General features: G+C 38.2%; 16 protein-coding genes. All 16 read right to left on the bottom strand.

The features are described from left to right. Positions 1-984 (bottom strand): glycoside hydrolase family 43 protein, encoded by a 984-nt coding sequence (locus B5488_RS01200; RefSeq protein WP_079736489.1) that lies wholly within the window; start codon positions 982-984, stop codon positions 1-3. A 16-nt stretch (positions 985-1000) separates the two neighbouring features. Next, positions 1001-1699 (bottom strand): gluconate 2-dehydrogenase subunit 3 family protein, encoded by a 699-nt coding sequence (locus B5488_RS01195; protein WP_079733611.1) that lies wholly within the window; start codon positions 1697-1699, stop codon positions 1001-1003. Positions 1700-1710: 11 nt separating this feature from the next. Continuing rightward, the gene (locus B5488_RS01190; protein ID WP_079733610.1) at positions 1711-3438 is read right to left on the bottom strand and encodes a GMC family oxidoreductase; all 1728 of its coding nucleotides are present in this window, start codon (positions 3436-3438) and stop codon (positions 1711-1713) included. A 23-nt stretch (positions 3439-3461) separates the two neighbouring features. Further along, positions 3462-4592, bottom strand: a complete 1131-nt coding sequence (locus tag B5488_RS01185; protein WP_079733609.1) for an ROK family protein — start codon at positions 4590-4592, stop codon at positions 3462-3464. Between the two features lie 330 nt (positions 4593-4922). Next, a complete protein-coding gene (locus B5488_RS01180; RefSeq protein WP_079733608.1) occupies positions 4923-5942 on the bottom strand; it encodes a LacI family DNA-binding transcriptional regulator in 1020 nt (339 codons plus the stop codon). A gap of 159 nt (positions 5943-6101) precedes the next feature. Beyond that, positions 6102-6932 (bottom strand): 3-keto-disaccharide hydrolase, encoded by an 831-nt coding sequence (locus B5488_RS01175; RefSeq protein ID WP_079733607.1) that lies wholly within the window; start codon positions 6930-6932, stop codon positions 6102-6104. Positions 6933-6978: 46 nt separating this feature from the next. Beyond that, positions 6979-8454, bottom strand: coding sequence for a Gfo/Idh/MocA family protein (locus tag B5488_RS01170; protein WP_079733606.1), 1476 nt, complete (start codon positions 8452-8454; stop codon positions 6979-6981). A gap of 428 nt (positions 8455-8882) precedes the next feature. Then, positions 8883-10454, bottom strand: coding sequence for a RagB/SusD family nutrient uptake outer membrane protein (locus B5488_RS01165; protein ID WP_079733605.1), 1572 nt, complete (start codon positions 10452-10454; stop codon positions 8883-8885). A gap of 17 nt (positions 10455-10471) precedes the next feature. After that, positions 10472-11911, bottom strand: a complete 1440-nt coding sequence (locus tag B5488_RS01160) for a SusC/RagA family TonB-linked outer membrane protein (RefSeq protein WP_079733604.1) — start codon at positions 11909-11911, stop codon at positions 10472-10474. Between the two features lie 14 nt (positions 11912-11925). After that, positions 11926-12921: an IS1595 family transposase gene (locus B5488_RS01155; RefSeq protein ID WP_079733415.1), complete on the bottom strand. Its 996-nt coding sequence runs from the start codon at positions 12919-12921 to the stop codon at positions 11926-11928. Positions 12922-12959: 38 nt separating this feature from the next. Continuing rightward, positions 12960-14654, bottom strand: a complete 1695-nt coding sequence (locus tag B5488_RS01150; protein WP_079733603.1) for a SusC/RagA family TonB-linked outer membrane protein — start codon at positions 14652-14654, stop codon at positions 12960-12962. A 1116-nt stretch (positions 14655-15770) separates the two neighbouring features. Continuing rightward, positions 15771-16325, bottom strand: a complete 555-nt coding sequence (locus tag B5488_RS01145) for a copper homeostasis protein CutC (RefSeq protein WP_231919842.1) — start codon at positions 16323-16325, stop codon at positions 15771-15773. 271 nt (positions 16326-16596) lie between these two features. Beyond that, positions 16597-17208, bottom strand: a complete 612-nt coding sequence (locus B5488_RS18105; RefSeq protein WP_262507370.1) for a discoidin domain-containing protein — start codon at positions 17206-17208, stop codon at positions 16597-16599. 27 nt (positions 17209-17235) lie between these two features. Beyond that, on the bottom strand, positions 17236-18057 hold the full coding sequence (locus tag B5488_RS18100; protein ID WP_231919784.1) for an alpha-L-fucosidase: 822 nt from the start codon (positions 18055-18057) through the stop codon (positions 17236-17238). Between the two features lie 6 nt (positions 18058-18063). Further along, positions 18064-19506 (bottom strand): alpha-L-fucosidase, encoded by a 1443-nt coding sequence (locus B5488_RS01135; protein WP_079733602.1) that lies wholly within the window; start codon positions 19504-19506, stop codon positions 18064-18066. 12 nt (positions 19507-19518) lie between these two features. Further along, positions 19519-21906, bottom strand: a complete 2388-nt coding sequence (locus tag B5488_RS01130; RefSeq protein ID WP_079733601.1) for a glycoside hydrolase family 3 N-terminal domain-containing protein — start codon at positions 21904-21906, stop codon at positions 19519-19521. Between the last annotated feature and the right edge of the window lies 1 nt (position 21907).

The following is a 21907-nucleotide window of genomic DNA, read 5'->3' as shown; positions in this document are numbered from 1 at the left end:
TTATTTATTTATTGGATTTGGTTTAACTCCTTCATGAGTAATGACTACCGGTTTTATATGACCATTTTCATCAAAATACATTCTATCAATACAGGTCATCCTGGAGTCACGCGCGGTTTCCCCTCCCGGACGGCGGTGATAGACAATGTAATAATCATCTTTGCCCGGGGTTTTTATTACCGAATGATGTCCGGCGCCATTAGCAATCTCTGGATCTTGTTGCAGTATGGTTCCTATTCTTTTAAATGGGCCGGTAGGAGAATCGGCAATAGCATAGGCAACACTGTAATCGGGGCCGGTCCAGCCGCCCTCAGACCACATAAAATAATACTTCCCATCTCGCTTAAACATAAACGGTCCCTCTACGTAACCTTCTGGGGTCACTTCTTTAAAAATTTCACCATCTTCAAAAGATTTGAACCCGGTAAAGTCATCATTTAATTTTGCTACGTTACAATGTTGCCACCCCCCGTAAAACATATAGTATTCGCCGTTATCTTCAAAGACGAACTGGTCTATAGGCTGGGCTCCATTATGAAATTTACCAATTAATGGCTCCCCTAAATGATCTTTGTAAGGTCCTTCTGGAGTAGAAGCTTTTGCCACACCAATACCTCCTAGCTCATCATCACTTTGAATATCATTAGCTGCAAAAAACAGGAAATAATCTTCATCCTTTTTAATAATGGCAGGGGCCCACATTGCACGCTTAGCCCATTTTACCTCGGCAGTATCAATTATTTTTTCGTGTTTCTCCCAGTTTACCAGGTCTTTTGAAGAAAAAGCATCAAGAAATACCTGTTCCTCATATGGGGCAGAATAAGTAGGGAAAATCCAGTATTTATCGTCAAAAACAATCCCTTCAGGATCGGCATACCACCCTGGAAAGACAGGATTGTTATTCTTTTCCTGGGCATTGATTTGACCACTGAAAAGAAGAGTAGTCGTAAAAAATATTAATATCCAGGCTGTAGAATTTTTCATCTTTTCATTATTGCCCTTAAACTTCATATTTGTTCCAGTCCATAACCTCATTCCGGGTTTCAGGATCCATAGCTACCTTTAATAAATCTTCATCGTATTTCATCCCATGTTTTTCTAAAATATGGGAAGGCACGCCGTCCCAAACATTCGGTGTATTGCCGCGATAATCGAGGTATTTGAAACCCGGCTCGCTCGTAAAATAGCCTGTAACAACCAGATCTCTGAAATTTCTAAAAAAAATCGAACCCTGTGAATTTTTCTCAAAATCTTTAGGATAGGCCATGTGATTTATAATTTCCATCTGATTTTCTTCTGAAATCTCGTTAAAAGCTGCGTCAAAACGCTTACTACTTTCTCGGTTGATCCACAATAGGCCACCTCGCATTGGAAGTTGATGCCCTGGTATATCTTTTACAATAAATTCGATAAATTCCGGCACTCCTGCTTCACTAGCGGAAACGGATTCTTCATCTTCAGGAACAATGATGTCTGCCAGAATAATAATGGTGGCCATTTCTTCTTTAGAAAAAAATTCCTTTGAATATATCTCCTCATCCCTTTCTTCTTCTGCAGGGGTTCTTCCGTATCCTTCTTTTTCTTCTATTATATCACCTTCTTCGATAGGTGCTTCTTTATCAGTTATACAACTACCAAGGAAAAGACTGGAAGCCATTCCTCCCATAACTAATGTTTTTAATGATTCCCTTCTATCCATAATTTACACCTTTATACATTTCCTTTTTTAAGCTGTTCAGTTAAATAATCGGTAGCACGCCAGGCCAGTGCTAAAATCGTCCAGGTTGGGTTTTTATCGGCTTGAGAAACAAATGGACCTCCATCCATTATAAATAGGTTGGGAACATCGTGAGCCTGATTAAATTCATTTACTACAGAGCTGTTTGCATCCTTACCCATCCTGGTTGTACCCACTTCGTGAATAATTTTTCCTGGATTTTCAAGTCCGTAATTTGTTTCTTTTCCTGGTTTGTCCCCTAAGGGAACAGCCCCCATATTATGCATTACCTCTTCAAAAGTATCCTGCATATGTCGGGCTTGTTTGACTTCTTCATCGGACCAAGAGTAATTAAATTTCAACACCGGAATGCCATACTTATCCACCGTATGATTATCTATTTCACAATAGTTTTCTTTTCGGGGGATACTTTCTCCCCGGCCTGCCATCCCAAAGGTAGCACCATAGAACTTTTTCACGTCTTTCTTTAGTCCTGTTCCGTAGGCATTGCGGGAAGTATCCCCGGCAATTTCTTTTAAGGCCTGTGTGTTAAATCCAAAACCATATGCTGGCATACTCATCCCGCCCCAATATTCTATATGATAACCCCTGGTAAAACCAAGATCTTTACTATCATTTAACCACCAGGGGGTATACAGGTGCATTCCACCTACCCCATCTTCGTTATAACGCTCCCTATCCATAAGCTGGGGAATAAATCCCATTCTGGAAGAACCGGTAGAATCGTGAAGATACTTCCCAACCACACCGCTGGAGTTGGCAAGTCCGTTAGGATGCTGGGCCGATTTTGAATTAAGTAATATTCGTGCTGAACTACAAGCACTGGCGGCCAGAATTACCACCTTGGCTTTAATTTCATAGTCTCTTAAATCTTCTTTATCTATATAAGAAACTCCGGTCGCTTCACCATCTCCATTGGTTAGGACTTCTCTTACCATCGCGTTTACATAAAGATCTACATTGCCAGTTTCCACAGCCGGTTTTACCAAAACCGATGATGAAGAAAAGTCAGCATAGGCCATACAAGAACGAGAACACTGATTACAGAAAAAACAAGCGCCTCTTTCTTTATTCACGGGCTTGGTAAGGATTGATAGACGCGACGGAATCATAGGAACTCCGGCTTTGTTCGCTCCCTTTTTGATGTATAATTCGTGAAGCCGTGGTTTGGGTGGTGGTAAAAAAAAACCATCGGGTTCATTAGGTATATTTTCTTTGGTTCCAAAAACACCAATTAACTTATCTACCTTATCGTAGTATGGCTTTACGTCTTCATAACCTATAGGCCAATTATCACCTTTGCCATCAAAATCTTTTCGTTTAAAATCCAATGGTCCGAAACGTAGAGAAATACGTCCCCAATGGTTAGTTCTCCCACCTAACATTCTGGAACGAAACCAGGCAAATTCGGTATTTTCATTTTGTGTATAAGGTTCTCCTTCCAGTTCCCAGCCACCATAGGCCATATCGAAATCACCAAAAGGTCGGGTTGAACCTGCTCCTCTACGTGGAGATTCCCAGGGCCATCGAAGTTGTGTACGCTGTTCCTTATTTGCAGGATCAAAATCAGGCCCAGCCTCCAATAAGGCTATTTTAAAACCTGCATCGGCCAGTAATTTTGCAGCCATACCACCACCAGCTCCGGAGCCTACGATACACACATCATATTTCGTAGCTTGTTTTTTTATTTGAATTGACATTGTTTTATTTTAAAAAAATTATTTTATATCACCTTCCTCTTGTATTGGGGAGTGAATTTTTCTATTTGGTCTAAAGCAATCGCATAGGCACCAAGCATAATAGCATTATTAGTACCCAATCGGGAAATTCCTATTGGTATTCCTTTCTTCTGAAGAACCTCAACTTCCCTTGAAGAGAATGGTACTTTTATTTTCTTTGTGGCCGAAAGATAAAATTCCTTTTTACTGTCTTTTTCTTCGAATGAAAATGCTTGAGACACTATACGTTTAAATTTTACCCCTTGCCGGTTTTTAATATCCCCATTTAAGTGTCTCAAAATCTGCGGAAGCAATAATTTAGCCGAACCTGAAATTCCACCTCCAATCACCACCGCACCATCAATTAGGGTAATGATATTTGCCAATGCTTCTGCAGCTACTTGCGCTACTTTATTATAGGTATTGATAGCCGCATCCCTGTGACCTTCTTTATCTCCAATTGCAATTTCGAAAATATCTTTAGGACTTAGATTTCCTTTTTCTCCTGAGAGTTCTTTATAGTAATACTGAATACCACGAACACTGACACTTTCCTCTGCTATAAATTCTGATTCCAAAAGATTTCTCATTAACCAAACTTCACCACCTGCCGAATTATCACCAATACAAATTTGATTATTGATAACGATGCCACCGCCAAACCCGGTACCTAGTGTAACCCCGATCAGGTTTTTAAAATCTTTATTTATTTCATAATCCTGAAATCCTTGATTGATTTCCTTTAAGAACCCCCCAATAGCTTCTCCATACGTAAAAAGATCACCGTCGTTATTGATAAAGGTAGGTAGGCTAAAATAATCTTCAAGCATAGGTCCTAAAGCCACACCCTCTTTGAAGGAAGGAAAGTTAGGTGGATTTAATATTACCCCTTTTTTATACTCAGCCGGACCTGGAAATGCAAAACTAATTGCCACTGCTTTCTGTGGAAGCAAAAGTTCTTTTACCTTTTCGAAACCAGTTATGAAGGTTTTTAGACATTTTTCTAAATCATTAGATTGTGAAGGAAATGTTATTAAAGGCGTGATAGGTTCCCCCCCCCTTAAAGCCGAAAAAACAAAATTCGTCCCTCCCGCATCTAAAGTTAAAACTATCCTTTTGTCTTTGAATATTTTCATTCTATATTTAAGTATTCATTTTCTTCCTAATTAACAGCTCGTATCACCTTTAAGCCTTCCTCTACTGCTACCTCTGATTTAAATATGCAATAGAACATACGACCAGATATGCTATTTTTATAACTGAAAAAATTTTAAGAGCGTAACCTTGATCTTAAGTTAATTTTTTTTCATTCATTAACGTTATTTAACACCTGCTAAACTTACTAAATCGATTTAGGTGAAAAAAGCTTTTGTTTAATAATATGAACCGAATTTGTAAAATTTAACATTTAAATAGGCTTATTCAAAACGAAAAAAATAGATACGCTGTTAAAGAAATGAAGTTCTCTAGAATTTTGTAGATTCTCTTGAAAAAAGAGTTGATTTCAAAATAACTTTATTGAAATTTTGAGGTGTATTTGAATTCTCGATAAGGCTTATCATAATTCTCATAAGATTTTCTGCTATTTCAAATCGTGGCTGTGAAATGGCAGATATGGATGGACTATATATTTTGAAAATTTCATGATCATCAAAAGTAATAAGGCCCAATTCAGTCAAGAAGTGAGGGAAATTTTCTTTAATTGCTTCCAGCCCACTTTGGGTAAGGTAATTAGTTGCAAAAAATATTGCATCCATATCATGGTGCATGATATAATCCCGTATAATAGCTTTAACGTAACTTACGGTATCAGGTCTGTAAGGAATAGCCAAAATATTTTCTGTTAAATCATATTGGTGAATAGCTTTTTTGTACCCTTCTAATCTTTCCAGCATTTGATTTTGCCCCGTATCAATAGTTATAAAAGCAATGTTTTTAAATTTATTTTTAATAAGATGAAGGGTCGCATTGTATGCCGCATCCTTATTATCAATTACGACATAGTGCGACTCCAAACCTGGAAAATACCTATCAAATAAAACCACTGGAATTTTTTCCTTCATCAAATTTTGAATGTCCTTTTCAATACCGGGACTCGGAATAATAATGTAGCCATCTATCTGTCGTTCTTTAAATAATCTCAAAAGATCACGAGACCTTTCATCATTGTTTTCATTGCTACAAAAAATTACTTTATAGCCTTTTTTATAGGCGATATCTTCGATTATTCTAGCTATTCTAGCAAAGAAATAATTCGAGATATCTTCTACCATAAATACGATGATATTAGACCTACCGGTCCTAAGACCTTGGGCCAGTTGATTTGGCTGATAATTGATCTTATTAGCATAATCAAGCACCTTTTGAGTCATCTCTTCAGAAATTTTCATCTCTTTAGCTTTTCCGTTTAAAACAAAAGAAACAGTAGTAACCGAGGTTTTTAATTCAGCTGCAATATCCTTAATCGAAGGTCGCTTTTTTTTCATTAATTATTCTTTTATAGAAAGGGCTAATATATATTAAATTCATTTTTAATGAACAACCTAACTTTTTCAAGAATCAACTTAATATATTTATTTAAACAAAAAGGTCGATTTATATCAAACCGACCTATTAAAATTTAAAAACTTTTCTCAATTTTCACCTTAAAGTTTTTTAATCTTTATATTTCTAAACCAGACGTCATCACCATGATCCTGAAGACCGATATAACCTTTTTTATCATCTCCTCCTGTATTCAGGAAGTTTTCCCAGTCTTTAAACTTACTATTAGCTACCATTTCTTTCCATTTATCGGTCCACAGATGGTATTCTACCACATTTTCTCCATTTTGAGAATGAACTACTGTACCGCGATATACAATAATTGTGGCTTTATTCCATTCTCCAACTGGTTTGGCGTTTTGGGGTTCTGCAGGGATTAGATCGTATAAAGAGGCTGACTGGCGATTTCCATTTTTCCCTAATTTTGCATCTGGATGTCTTTCATTATCTAGTATCTGAAATTCCGGCGCTGAACTATATATAGGTTCATCATCAATTTCCTCGGCCAGGTAAAAGATCCCGCTATTTCCACCTTCAGAAACCTTCCACTCAAGAGAAAGTTCAAAATCCTTAAATTCATCTTTATAAATGATGTCTCCGCCGCCACCGGCTTCCCCAGCTCCACTTCCCTGGACTTTCAGAGCACCGTCTTCAATAACCCAGCCCTTTGGAAAGGAATCTTTGCCGTAACCTCGCCAGCCTTCTGTACTTTCTCCGTCAAAGAGTAATTTCCAGCCTTCTTCTTTTTCTTTTGCTGAAAGTTCATTCAAACCTGCTTTAGTTGCTACTTCTTCCGAATTAGCTTCTATCCCATTATTCTTCTGGTCGTTATCAGCTTTTTCTTTTTGATCTTTACAGCTTGTGAAAACAATACCTAGAAGCAAGAGGGGTAATGCAATGGTTTTCTTTTCAATTTTAGGTAGATATGTCATATTAATTATAATTTAAATTAGATAATAATTTGCTTAGGTGAATTGTTTAAGATAATTTCCAGCCGTCCCGGTAATTATGTTTAATATATTGTTCAGCCGCTTCCCTGGCATTGATGGTAGCATATTGAGTATTAAATTTCGGATCTCCGTCTACAACAGTGAACTTGTCGGTAGTGACTACATTAATCTCTTCACTTTCTCCGATGTTGGTGATTTTCATATTCTTTCCATCCCAGTTTAATTTTTTATTCAGATCCTGTAAACGAACGGCTAAATTTCCCATTACTACAACCTCATTAAATGGTCCGGAATACCCGAAGTGAGAGCTAGCCTCAACCCGGTTGTTTTTATTTTCTTTACAGGCTCTTACCCAGTCCATCTCATGGCTTGTTTCAACACGTGGTATTATTTTTTTAGTCTGAGGTGGATTGTCCTCTCTTCCAATGATATAAGGATCACGGCCATATGTTCCACAAATAATGGTTCCTTTAGTACCAACTACCATAGCTCCTCCATCATTATCCCCAAGGACTTTTCCGGGTTTAATACCTTTAGGTCTTTCTGGCAATAATCCGCCGTCATACCAGGTTAATTTTAGTTCTGGTCTTTTTATTTTATTTAGCTTAGATTGTTCTGGAAAGTAATAAATTACTTTCTCTGCTATTGGAGCACTTTCTGTATTTACCTGGGAAGAACTACCTTGAAAGGCTGTAGGATGATCTAAATCAAGAGCAAAATATACAGGATCCATAATATGACATCCCATATCACCTAGTGCACCAGTTCCAAAATCCCACCATGCTCTCCAGTTCCAGGGAGTATATGCCGGATGATATGGCCTGTATTCAGCAGGTCCAATAAAGAGGTCCCAATCGAGGCTAGAAGGAATAGCAGGTTCGTTTTCTGGTCTTTCCAATCCTTGTGGCCAAATGGGACGGTTAGTCCAACAATGTGCTTCTATAGGGTCGCCAATTTCTCCATTTCGAATCCATTCAGCAAAAAGTCTGGTGCCTTCTCCAGAATGTCCCTGGTTGCCCATTTGGGTTGCCACACCTGTTTCTTTTGCGAGTTCGGTTAGGTAACGGGATTCATAAATAGAGTGGGTAAGGGGTTTCTGAAGATACACATGCTTGCCCATCTTCATACTCTCAGCAGCTGTTACCGCGTGGGTATGATCTGGAGTTGCAATTACCACGGCATCAATGTCATCGCCCATTTCTTCTAACATCTTACGGTAGTCCTTATACTTTTTAGCATCGGGATAATCATTAAAAGCTCTTTGGGCATATTTCCAATCTACATCGCAAAGGGCCACAATATTTTCTCCAGCCATTTCCCTTAGGTTAGCTCTTCCCATACCACCTACACCTATCCCGGCAATATTTAATTTATCACTTGGAGCCTTGTACCCAACCCCCCCAAGTACATGCCTGGGAACGATAGAAATACCGGCAGCTACTGTCGCTGTACGGCTTATAAACTTTCTTCTTGAAATACTATGATTTTCTTTTTTCTCTTCCATTTTAAATTGGTTTATCTATTTATGATTTACCTTGAAGCCTTCTTACCAAGAACAGTTTTCCAGACTTTTGCAGGGTATTCTCAAATTCTTATAATTAGGTTCAAATTCAAAAAAATATAACCGTGAATCCTCAAGAATTATAGGGAACGGTGTTGAGTATTGAGCTTACTCCCGTCTAGTCCTAAAACTTAAGGAATACCATTAATTTTATTTTAAAACATTTTTGCAGTAGAAATCTGCTATTGATTAAGTGAGGTTGGATCATCAATCGATTACCCTAAACTCAAATAACTAATTTTTCAATCTTATTTATTTCCTAACATTACAGATTCTATTAAAGAACTAAAAATAACGGGAATGAGGGGGTATCATTCCCGTTAAGGCTAATTAATCAACTAAAACTAACTATTCAACTAAAAACTATTAAATTAATATCCAGGATTTTGCGTTAAAGCAGGATTTCGCTGCATTTCAAGTTCAGGAATAGGAAACAATAAGTCGGTTTCCGTAATTGTTCCTCCAAAATTATTTGTTGCTCCCACCACATCCACAAAATTAATTTCGCCATTTGCAGATCTTGGGAATTTTCCTGTTCTAATTATATCAAACCAAATAGTAAATTCGAAAACCAACTCTCTAACTCGTTCCTTTAATACTTCGTCTACGAATTCCTCCTCTGACAGATTCAAAAGTGAGCCTCTTATAGCTTCCGGATCTTCTTGCCAATAAGCTCTTCCCCTTACTTGAGCAAGATAATCTACAGCTTCCGCTGTAACTCCTTCCGATTTCGCGATAGCTTCAGCAGCGATTAACAAAACATTAGAATAGGTATAGATAGGTGTGGCATTATCGCCAAGCGCTGTCTCATAAAGAGCCTCCTCATCCTTCCACATATGTGGAGCAGTCTGAAATTCTACTTCTTCCCCGTTAGGAAGAATATCCGATGAATGAAAATATTGCTTCTCTTGAATCCTCAAATCTAGCCCCTCCTTATAAGAATTCAACAAATCAGTAGTTGGCCTGTAAGCATTATTTACAATGGCATAAGACACCTCTGGAGAAAGCGAAACGGGGTAACTATAAGCCGGATAAGGACTATTAGCTATTCCAATTTGGTATTCATAATAATAAATGAATTCATTTTCTGGAAGTTTACTGTTCTTTATTTTGTTGTAAGCTGAACCATTTTCGGCTAATTCGTTATTGGAATTAAAGCTATGTTGAGTAAGGTTATACACTCCAGAATTTATAACATTTCTGGCAGCTTCCGCAGCCTCTGAATAATAATCTCCGTCTCCCGCTTCTCCGCTTCTGGTTAAATATGCATCAGCCAAAACGGTTTGAGCAACACCTTTTGTTATCCTTCCATTATTATTTGGTATAGTGCTACTAGATAAGCCATTAACGGCAAAATTGAGATCTTCTATTATAAGTTCATATATTGCTCCAGGACTACTCCTTTCCAATTCCAGGTCTCCCAAACTCTCGTAAGGCTTTGTAATCAAAGGGACACCTCCGAAAAATCTCACCAGGTAAAAATAATTCAAGGCGCGAAAATAATGTGCCTCTGCAAGATATTGCGAACGCTCCCCTTCGGAAAGTCCTTCCACTTCAGGAATATATTTAATAGCCGTATTTGCCCTTGAAATACCCAAATACATATCAGACCACATACCATTAAAATATAATGAAAGATTGGTTTCATCATAAGTCAATTCCTGAGCATATCCAACATGAACCTCCTGCCCTTTATAGTCGTTATCAACAAACCCCGAAACATAAGGACCAAACATGATCCTTGTTCCCGCATAAATGTCTCCAGGATATAATTGCATGGCCCCAGTCCTATACAAAGCATTAACTGCATCTCGAGCGTGTTCTGGCTCGGTAAAGTACTGATCTAAAGCAATTTCGTCTACCGGAGTTTCTTCTAAAAAGTCTTCACATCCCGTTGTAAAAAGGACGATTATCAACAAGTAAAATATATTATAGTTTTTCATTTTTTGAATATTTCTGTTTAAAAATGCACGTTAAATCCTAATGTAAAAGTTCTAGGACGTGGATATTGGTGAAAGAATATATTCTGTCCCCACTGATTCCCTCCCCAGGAAGAAGCTTCCGGATCATAGCCACGAAATTCATCAGAATGAATCACAAAAGCATTTTGCACATTGGCATATACACGAAGTGATTCGATTCCCATATCTGAAACTAGATGCGGATCCAAAGTGTATCCTAAAGCAATTAAATTCCCACGAAGAAACGAACCATCAGCAAGCCAACGGGTGTCAATTTCACTATTCTGCCCCGAATACGGTGCATTTCTGATTTGCTGCACCATTGTATTCTGATTGTCCGGCGTCCATGCTTCATTAAGTTGACTGGCCAACCCACTTGATAATCCAGTTCTATCCTCTGATGAGTGAAACATTTGTTGCAAAATATCAACGCCCGCAACAAAGTTCAGATCCACTGTTAAATCAAAATTTTTAAAATAAAAATTATTAATAAAAGAACCATTCCAGTCTGGAATTCCATTACCAATTATTCTTTTCTCCTCGCTACGCTTAGCCACACCAGGCACAGCTCCTACTAGAGCAGCTTCCTCTGCCTCATCTGTGTTCCAGGTCCCAAGTCGGTCATAACCCCAGAAAGAACTAAGTGATTCTCCCACACGTAAGATTGTCTGGCTTCCTGAAACCCAATTAGGGCCAGGAAAAATATCTTCATCGTTCACTCCTAAGCTCTCTATCGTATTTTTATTATAACTAAAATTTAAATTACTTTCCCAACTAAAGTCGTCTGTCCTAACAGGAAAAGCTCGCAATAAAACTTCAATACCTTCATTTGATACAGAACCAATATTATCTCTAACCGAACCGAAACCAGTATGTGCTGGAATTGGACGATCCAAGAGCAAATCCTCTGTTAGTTTGTAATAATAATCCAGATTTACTATTAATCCCCGGTTAAACAATTCCAAATCAAGTCCTATATCAAATTGTTTTGTTTTTTCCCATTCCAAATCTGGATTAGGTAACCTATTAACATAACTCATAGACGCCCGTGAGCCGTTGATTAAGGTAGTTCCTGAAGAAAGGGTTCCCAAGGATTGGTATGTTGGAATTTCGGTGTTTCCGGTAATTCCATAACTAGCTCTAAATTTTAATAAATTAACAGTACTTTCCATATCTTCCCAAAAAGACTCTTCAGATAACACATACCCTACACCAACTGATGGGAAAAAACCATACTTATTATTTGCTCCAAACCTTGAAGAACCGTCCATTCTACCTGTGAACGTGACTAAATATTTTTGAAGATAATTATAACTTCCCCTAAAGAAATATGAGTTCATACTCCATTCATCATAACCGGATTCAGGTGCTCCGGGTTCGCTGGCTGCTTGTATCCTATTATAACTAAACGTATCATCAGAAAATCCTGTAGCACTCACATAAAAGTTTTTGGCTAAGTTCTAATTAGCATATTGAATAGTTGTTGTTTGTACTCGTACCATGCGCTATTTGAAGCAAAGGCAATGGCTGTAACTGTTGCCATTTTACTGGTTGAGTTCTTGATTTTTTCAAGTACCAAGAACCAATTCAAGTAATTCTGTAAGTATTTTGTAGCTACCCCATTGAAAGAATCCATGAACTTTCTCAATCTCATATCCATATTGTTTACATTCTGGACATGGTACACCTTATCTACGGTTCGCTGTCCCTTTGAGGTGTTGAACTTTTTATGGGCAATTGTGTTGGCTTTTGCAAAAGCACCATAACTTCTATGGCTGTCGCTGCAGAGTACGTCAGCTTTATCAAGTTTCCCTTTAAGTATTCTATTCAGATCCTCTTTACTGATACGACCTCTTGTGGCCACTTTAAAGTCTTTGTTTCCAGATCTATCACAAGTTGCCACTACAGCTACTTTTTCATCACTTATGCCTGCTTTGCTTGCTTTTTCTCCTCGCATTTTCGGTTTTCTACCTAAATGACGTCCTCCTTTTTCTGAGTAGGCAAAGAACAGGTCATCGCTTTCGACTATGCCCTGAAACTCTTCTACCGAAACACTGGAAAATGACGTGAGCAATTTATGTCTCCAATCAAAGGACGTTTGAATTGATATCTCCGTCTCTTCTGCACTTTTCCTGATACTGTAGCCCGACAACAAACAGTATAAATACCGATTTAACTTCTCTTTCTTTTTTATATTATACCAAAACTTACCTGTGGTCTCACTGAAATTCTTCTTACAGCCATTGCAAACATAGCGTTGAACGCCTTTGAGCTTGCCATTGGCACGAACACGCTTTTCTGAGCAATGAGGACAGGTAACTGCTTTTGCCTCGTTGCTGTCCTTTACTTCACTTTCTTGCAAAGACAATGATAGCAACGAAGCCACTATCTCTTGTTGAACAGTCGCTGGACTATTAACGAAAAAATCCCTGAAATCTGAAGGTATCATATCTATATAGTTTTACACAAATATAAGACATATTCATCTTAGAACAAAGCTAAGTTTTTTGATGTCCTTTGCTGCCAACTTAACCCGGCCACAGCATTGATACTATGATCACCAAAGTCATTGTTATAAGTTAAATAATTTTCCTGCTGCCAATAGAGACTTCTACTATTACCCAGTGAAGCAAAGCCATTAGGAGAAGAAATATTGGCAAGATCTGTAGGACTATAGTTTTGCTCATTAAAAACATTCCTATCAAAACCTATTTGTGTTCTCAAATCCAAATTCGGAAGGATGTGAAATTCAGTAAACAAGTTTCCGAAAATTTTCGTTCTATCTCTCTCACGCTCTTGCGTTTCTAACACATGGACAGGATTAGCCATTGTCTCTAAACCATACGGATCGCTAATCATACCGGTATTGCTCCATGTTCCATCCGGAAACCTTACCGGAAAAATTGCCGGCATCTCGATAATAGTCCTCCTTGGCACATTACCACCACCGCCTTCTTCAATCTCATTTTCAGTCGTGGTGTTTACCAGCAAATTAACACCTACAGAAAGCCATTCTTTAGGATCCGCATCATACGCTATCTTTCCACTGATCCGTTCCTGAAAACTGTTAAGCATAATTCCCTGCATATCTGCATAGTTAAGAAATGCTCCAAATGATGAATTTTCACCTCTGGATCTAAAAGAGAGTTGATGATTGTGCGACACAGCTGTTCGTGTAGCCTCTTCCTGCCAATCTGTATCGTACAGAGGATTTCCATTTTCGTCAAAAAGATTTGGATCATCTGCAGTAAAAGTCGGAATAGAAGAGTCGGAGTATTGTGAATGATTATCAAAACCACGTTCCAGAACCTCCATAAACTCACTAGAGTTTAATAGATCGAGTTTTTTGGGTAAAACTCCAACACTAACAAAAGCCTCATATCCAATGGTAGTTCCTTCAGATCTAGCACCTCTTTTTGTACTAATCAACACCACTCCATTCGCCCCTCTAGCCCCATAAATAGCAGTAGAAGACGCATCCTTCAACACTTCCATGTTCTCTATATCATTAGGGTTTAAAAACTGAATACTTTCCATTACTACACCATCCACCACATAAAGTGGATCAGAAGAAGAGTTAACCGTTCCAATTCCTCTTATAAGTACACGAGGACTGGAAGACGGAGATCCAGAATTTAGAGCAACTTTTACACCAGCTACTCTACCTTGCAACCCCTGTAAAGGATTTGAAACCGGGCCTCTTGTTAAATCTTCACCACTAACAGTACCTATGGAACCTGTTAAATCTGATTTTTGCTGCGTACCATAACCCACAAGTACTACTTCATCCAGTGCCGCAGCATCCTGTTCCATTACTATATCTACAACAAGATTTTCTCCAATACTTCTTTCAATTGTCTCCATCCCCACATAAGAAAATTGAAGCACAGCATCTGTAGAACTCACCTCCAGAGAATAATTACCATCAAAATCTGTTTGTGTACCATTATTAGTTCCTTTTTCCCTGATGGTCACCCCCGGAAGAGTCATGTTGTTTATATCTGTAACTGTTCCTGTTACGACTTGTTGCTGTACTAAAGTAACTGATTCAGGAGACGCATAACCGAATCCAAAAATAATTAAGCAAAAGAAGAGAATACAAAACTTCTTCTCTTGCCAACCGAATAAACGGTGCCTTTCCTTTAAAACAGAGGCCTTCTCTGGCTGAATTTGTGTTTTCATTTAATAATTTTTTTGGTTAGAATAATTAAAACTAAAATGATTTAGTACTGTTTAACGAATAGTATTTAGCTATATATATTCAAAAAAGCTAAATTTTAGACTTTTAAATCCATATTTCGCATATACTTAACATTTATATTTTTTAACAAAAGCTAATGTAATAAAACGTTTTAGTTAAAAAAAAATGTTAATCATTTTTTTTTGTTAATTTTTGATAATATTCGTCCTTAATTACAAATACCTACTATTAAACCCTGGCTCATATCCTGAAATTATGTATATAATAATCTTAGGCACAACTAGGCTTACGTGAATAAAAAAGAGATTCAACTTGTTAAAATTGTAAAAATCTACTGGCTCTATGTTGAATTTCTGTAAGAACCGAATCACCTCAAACAAAACTTTATTTAATATTCAATTAATTCATCAAAAAGAATTAATTGAATATTCCTCTTTTGCCTTCACTGTTTAATACATCAAAACAGTGAATATCTGCAATAGGAACCTTTTCTCTTTATTTGTTTAAAGCCTTAAATGAAACTTGAATCTTTATATTGGCTAACCGACAAGTAGAACATTACCCAGCGACATCTCTACTTCTATCTATGGACAGGATCCCGATAGTATTATCACCTTAAATATTCTTTATAGATGTATACTCTTTATCTTTTAACCATTTTCCCTCTGTTATCGGAATTTTCACTTAAAAGATTTTTTGGGTTAAATCTATTTTAAATGGCGGAGTTTTAGGCACCTTCTTCTACTAACACCACCTGAGGGGCTTCCATCTCTTTTCGAGCGACTCCTAAAGATAAGCCACACTACCGCTTTTCCTATTAGGAGCCATAATGCACACATCTAAAGTCACCCCCCTTCCCTGTCTGGAGCACCACCGTACCCAGGTGCATGCTTACCTATGATTAGTAGTAATATATTCTTCCTTCCTTTCTAACAGAATTCTTCGTTTATAACTATTGCTATTAATACTATTTAATTAAACCACAACTCCATTTAAATTGACAATAGACTGTAAGAACCTTATTGCAAAATATCATCATTGACTCTAACTTCCCTTAACAATATTCCGTTCTTCTGTAAACTAAAATATATAACATATTAGTTAAGTTTTCCTACAATCTGTTTTCCGTGATAAGCCGAAGCTCCCAATAAATTATGTATTTCTGAAAGATTTTCGGAATTAATTTTTCCTGCCGGCATTATTTCAATTCTATTTGATGAGGTTTTAATCATCTCTTTTAAAACGCCACGTCCTAAAAATGCCGTTTCAGCTCCCCCGGAAGTAAGCACGGCCGATATCCCTTTAATCCCTGTCAATTCTTCGAGTGCTTTTAATAGATCAGGAGTATTATCTATAGCTTTATGTATCACCACATTTAAAGGAAGCGCCAGTTTGGTTAAAATGGATATTACATCAATATCCAGAGTTTTATCCGCCTTTAAAGCTCCAAAAACGACTCCCTCTACTCCCAATTTTTTACAAGTAATAATTGCTTTTTTCATCTCAATTATTTCTACTTCAGAATACAAAAAATTACCGGCATGGGGACGAATCATCACCCGTATAGGAATATGTAGTTCTTTTAATACCTTAAGGATTAAATCTTCTGGTGGTGTTAATCCCTCAAGATGTAAATCGGCGCAAAGTTCTATACGATCTGCCCTTTCTTTTCCGCAGCAATCGCCTGTTCTAGAGTTTCCACACAGGCTTCTTTGATGTAAGGTCTACTCTTTGACATTCCCTGATTATTTTAATAAGCTTTAAGCGAGTATATTCAACCCCTTCAAGGTTATATTTCGAATACACAGGTTTGACCAACTCATTTGTATTAAAAATATCCTATCATTCATTCCCAAAAGAAGTGAAAATGGGAAGATCACCGTCCTCCCTTAGTTCCACCTATAAGTAAAATAATCAGGTTATTTAATAAATTTCAAGATTAGAAACTACAGGGCTTGCCCTGGCATCTTTAAAATTAATCTTTATTGCCTTAGTTTTTACTGAAGGGATTTCAAGAATTCGCTTATATCCTATACTTGTACCTTCAGCAACCTCTTTCCATTCGCCATCTACTTTTGCTTCCACATTAAAGCTTATAATTCGCTGTCCTAATTTTATATACTCCTGAAGCAAAACATAATTCACCTCCTGTTCTTTTTCAAATGCTACTTCTACAGAAGATTGGATAGTATCATCATTGGTTGCCCAGAAAGTTTCAGGATCTCCATCGATCAAATTTTCGGCAGAAAAATTTTCATTTTCTCCCCGATAGTAACTTACCGAAACTTGTGCATTTTTAGCTAAATTATTGGCAAATACACTATCAATAATTCTGCGCATTCCCAGTAATGACTCCACATCATTCTCGTGGAAAAGTCCGCGTTTATCTGGTGGAACATTAAGTAACAAGGTTGATCCCCGCCCTACAGACTGAAGATAAACCTGAAATAATTCTTGCGGAGTTTTAACCAGTGAATCCTCATTTTCGTGGTAAAACCAATCCGGACGAATAGAAGTATTAACCTCTGCAGGGATCCATTCGGTTCCATCTTCAGAACCGGTTTACAGAATATCACCAATTCCTGCTTTCCCCGCATAAAGGGTATCGGGCGTAATCATATTCCAATTGGTTTTTCCTCCAATTCCGTCTTCATTTCCTACCCAACGAAGATCGGGCCCGGCATCACTAAAAAATAATACTGATGGTTGAATCTCTTCAACCATCGCTAAAGTTGTTGGCCAGTCGTAATAATTTTGTTTGTCTATACGCCGTTCTTCATCAGCTCCTCCGTAATAACCGTCACCGCCATTGGCGCCGTCAAACCACATTTCAAAAATATTCCCATAGTTAGTAAACACCTCTTTAAGCTGATTTCTATAATATTCAATATAAGATGCCTCCCCATAATCGGCGCGGTTTCTATCCCAGGGAGAAAGATAAATTCCGAATTTCAAACCGTGTTCCCGGGCAGATTCTGCAACTTCTTTTACCAAATCTCCTTCACCATCCTTATAAGGAGAATTGGCTATATCATGTTCAGTATAATCCGAAGGATACAAAGCAAAGCCATCGTGGTGTTTGGCAGTAAGGATCACCCCTTTAAAACCTGCTTTTTTCAAGGTTTGCATCCATTGGTCTATATCGATATCTTTTGGATTAAAAACCTCCGGGGATTCATCTCCATATCCCCATTCTTTATCTGTAAAAGTATTGGTGGTAAAATGAATAAAAGCATTCATTTCCATATTATGCCAGTCCAGTTGCTCCCGGGAAGGTGTTGGCCCCACTGCTTCAGGCGTTTCCACCTGTTTATTTTCCTCACAGGAAAATGCCAGTGTTACTATAAAAATACCTGCTATTGTTTTATTTAGTTTCTTAAACATTTTTGTCTAATTTTCTATGGAAAAAGCGATTGCTGCACTGTTCTTAGCCGAACGAATCTCTTTAGGAAGCCTAATCTCTACATTATCTCCCTTTATTTTAAAGTCAACTTTTTTACCGGTTTGAAGTAATCTGATCTTTGCATTTTCTGAGGGTAAATTTTTAGCCCAGCTAACTGATTTCGGAATTTCTTTTCCTTCTTCTAAAATTACAATTGTATACTGTTTATTCCCTTTTTCAGTAAAAAAAATATTCCCATCCTGATAATTATCTATAGCGTGAGTATCGTAAATAGCCTCCCCATTTTTATCCAACCAGCTTCCTATCTTTTCCAGTTTATCAATTACTTCCAGAGGTAAAGTTCCATCGGGCTTTGGACCAACTCCTAAGAGCAAGTTTCCTCCTTTGGCAACAACTTCAATAAGATTATGAATAACCGCGGTAGGCGATTTAAAAGGATCGTTTGGTACATATCCCCAGTTATTACCCAATGGCAAACTGCTTTCCCAGGGATTATCCAGTTTGGTTTCAGGAATTTTACGCTCGGGGGTTTGATAGTTTTCGTAAGGGCCGTGCACTGTGCGATCTGCAAAGATTATCCCCGGCTGGGCTTCCCTTGCCATTTCTGCAATTTTTGGCATATCTATCTCCTGGCTGGCTTCAGGAATTGGAGCTCCCCAGGCCCTAACCTCATCATTTACCGTTTCTTTTGGCCGTATCCAGCCACCATCTAACCAAAGAATATCAATACTGCCATAATCGTGCATCAACTCGCTAATTTGGTTGAAGGAAAACTCTTTAAATTTATTCCAACGCCAGTCGTATTTCTCAATGTCGTAGTTTGCATTTCTATTTGGCGTGGCATATTTATCCCACCAGAAATATTGTGAATGCCAGTCAGGTTTTGAGAAATACGCGCCAATCATAAAGTCCTTTTTCCTAAAAGCTTCAAAAATATGTTTCGCTACGTTGGCTTTGGGATGATTTTGAAATGGGCCATTGGTAATTTTATAATCTGTTTGCTGGGTATTGAACATATTAAAACCGTCATGGTGCTTCGTAGTAAAAACCATATATTTCATCCCGGCCGTCTCAGCTGCATCTGCCCAGCTATCAGGATCAAAATTTACCGGATTAAAAATTTTATCTAAGTTCCAGTACCATTTCTTATAATCGTTATAAGCAATAGTGCTATCACGCTCTATCCATGACTCTGAACATAAATTCCAGGATTCCATAATTCCCGGAACCGAATACACTCCCCAGTGGATCAACATTCCAAACTTCTGGTTTTCCCACTTTGAAAGTTTTTCCTTCACTAAAGGATCTGTTGGTGCCATATAGGCTTCAGATCTCTGGTGCACACCCTGCTCATCCTGTGCCTGGATAAACTGAAATGTAAACGCCACGGCAAAAACTAAAACGGCTTTAAATTTATTGATTTTCAGCATCCTATAATTTCTTTATTTATTAATAGTTATATTTTCTGATAGTTCAAAAGTAGTTTCCAACCTAATATCTTCAGAAGAAGCTCCTATCATTACTTTAAATTCTCCTGATTCTGCTACTTGCTCCATATCCACATTAAACAGGGATAATTCTTTCGGAAGGATTTCAAAATTTATGGTCTTAGTTTCGCCAGATTTGATTGAAACCCGTTCAAAGCCTCTTAATTGCTTCACGGGGCTAAGTACACTACTCACCATATCCCTTAAATACAGCTGTACCACCTCATCTCCATCTTTATCGCTGATATTCTTAACTTTTAAACTCAGATTCACTTTAGTATTGACGCCCTTAGCTTCTACAGATACCTTTAAATCTGAATATTCAAATTCTGAATAACTTAATCCGTAACCAAAAGGATATAATGGTTTAGCATCTATTTCTACATAATCCCTGCGTTCCGGAGCCCAGTGATTATAATAAACGGGCAACTGCCCTACAGATTTTGGAACTGAAACCGGCAATCTCCCTGCAGGATTAAAATCCCCGAACAGCACATCGGCAATGGCATTTCCACCTTCCTGGCCCGGATACCATGCATCCAGAATAGCAGGGGCATTTTCTGAAGACCAGTTTAGCAATAAGGGCCTGCCTTTAATAAGAACTAAAACCGTTGGGGTACCTGTAGCGACAACGGCCTGTAATAATTCCAGTTGTTTCCCCATTAATTGTAAGGTTGAGCGATCGTAACCTTCACCGCTTTCCATATCGCTTAAAATTTCATCTTCTGAAGAAGACACCATTGCTGCTCCAGTTTCCTGATATTCTGTTTTGAAATCCCGCGCACTGGAACCTCCTAAAACAACTATGGCAACTTCAGCGCTTTTGGCTGCCTCTATAGCTGCCGGTATGTTAGTCTGAGTGGTATCACGTACGGCGGTTCCCTTTACATACCGAATGTTTGCCTGTGGCATTTTATTCTGAATTCCTTCCAGAAAAGTAACGATATTATCTTTTGCCTGAGGTGCCGTATAATCTCCCAACTGGTTATATTGCATATCGGCATTAGAACCGATTACCGCGATATTTTTAAGATTCTTACTTAACGGCAAAAGCTTATTTTCGTTTTTTAGCATAGTCACCGACTGTAGAGCGACTTCCCTAGCCAGTTCTATATGATCTGGATTTCGAACAACGCTTCCCGCATTTTCAACATCAACATAGGGATTATCAAAAAGTCCTAATTTAAATTTTACCCCAAGCACTCTTCTTACTGCTTCATCTATTCTATCTTCAGAAACTTTATCTGCTTTTACAGCACTCATTAGAGCATCATCAAAACCATTTCCTCCAAGATCTGCATCTACACCGGCATTCATAGCAACTGCCGCGGCATCTTCCTCATTAGCAACAATATGGTGGCTTCCCAGAAGTCCTTCAATACTCCCAAGATCTGAAATCACAAAGCCCTCAAATCCCCAATCTTCTCTCAAAGTATTCGTGAGTAATTTTTTGTGGGCTGTACTTGGGATTCCATCAATAGAACTATATGCCGTCATAATGGAAAGGATTCCCAGATCCACCGCTTCCTTCACCGGATACATAAAATTCTGGAATAAATCTCGTTCACCTATATAAACCGCGCCGCCATTATGCCCTCCTTCTGAAACTCCATACGCGGCAAAATGTTTTAAAGTAGCAGCCACGTGCTTTCCATTTCTAAGGTCTTCTGCTGTGTTTCCCTGAAATCCGGAAATTATAGATTTTCCCATTTCTGAAATTAGGTAAGGATCTTCGCCAAATGTTTCTTCTACCCGGGACCATCTAGGATCTCTTGCCAAATCTACTATGGGACCATAACCCACATTTGCACCCTGTGCTCTTATTTCTTCGGCTATAGCTTCTGCCATTTTCTTAATGAGATCGGGATTCCAGGTGCTTGCCTGACCAATTGCGGTTGGGAAAACGGTAGTCCCAACGGCCATATGACCATGCATGGCTTCTTCTTCCAGCAAGAGAGGAATTCCCAGACGACTGTTCTCCATTACATATTTTTGGATCTCATTCGTGATTTTAGCCGCTTCTTTGGGGTGAAGGCCGGTTTCCAGTGTTTTTTGCGTCCAGGGGTCTGCCCTAAGCAATCCCCACAAACCGCCGATATGCCGGGTTTTAATTTCTTTTTTATAAAGCTCACTAATAACTGCTTTATTCCTACTCTTTGTATACATCTTCCAACCAAGTGGAGTCGTGAGCTGACCTATCTTCTCCTCTAAGGTCATTAGAGCTAAAAGATCATCTACTCGTGCTTCCACACTTAAAGATGCATCTTTATAAGCCGCATTTTTTAGCTCCTGACTTAGCAGAACATTAGAAATAAGTAAAAAACAAATGCAAATTTTTTTCATC

The sequence above is a fragment of the Salegentibacter salegens genome, from assembly GCF_900142975.1.
Classification (GTDB): Bacteria; Bacteroidota; Bacteroidia; order Flavobacteriales; family Flavobacteriaceae; genus Salegentibacter; species Salegentibacter salegens.
The sequence above is the reverse complement of the archived record's forward strand: the minus strand, read 5'-3'. Positions and strand labels throughout refer to the sequence as shown.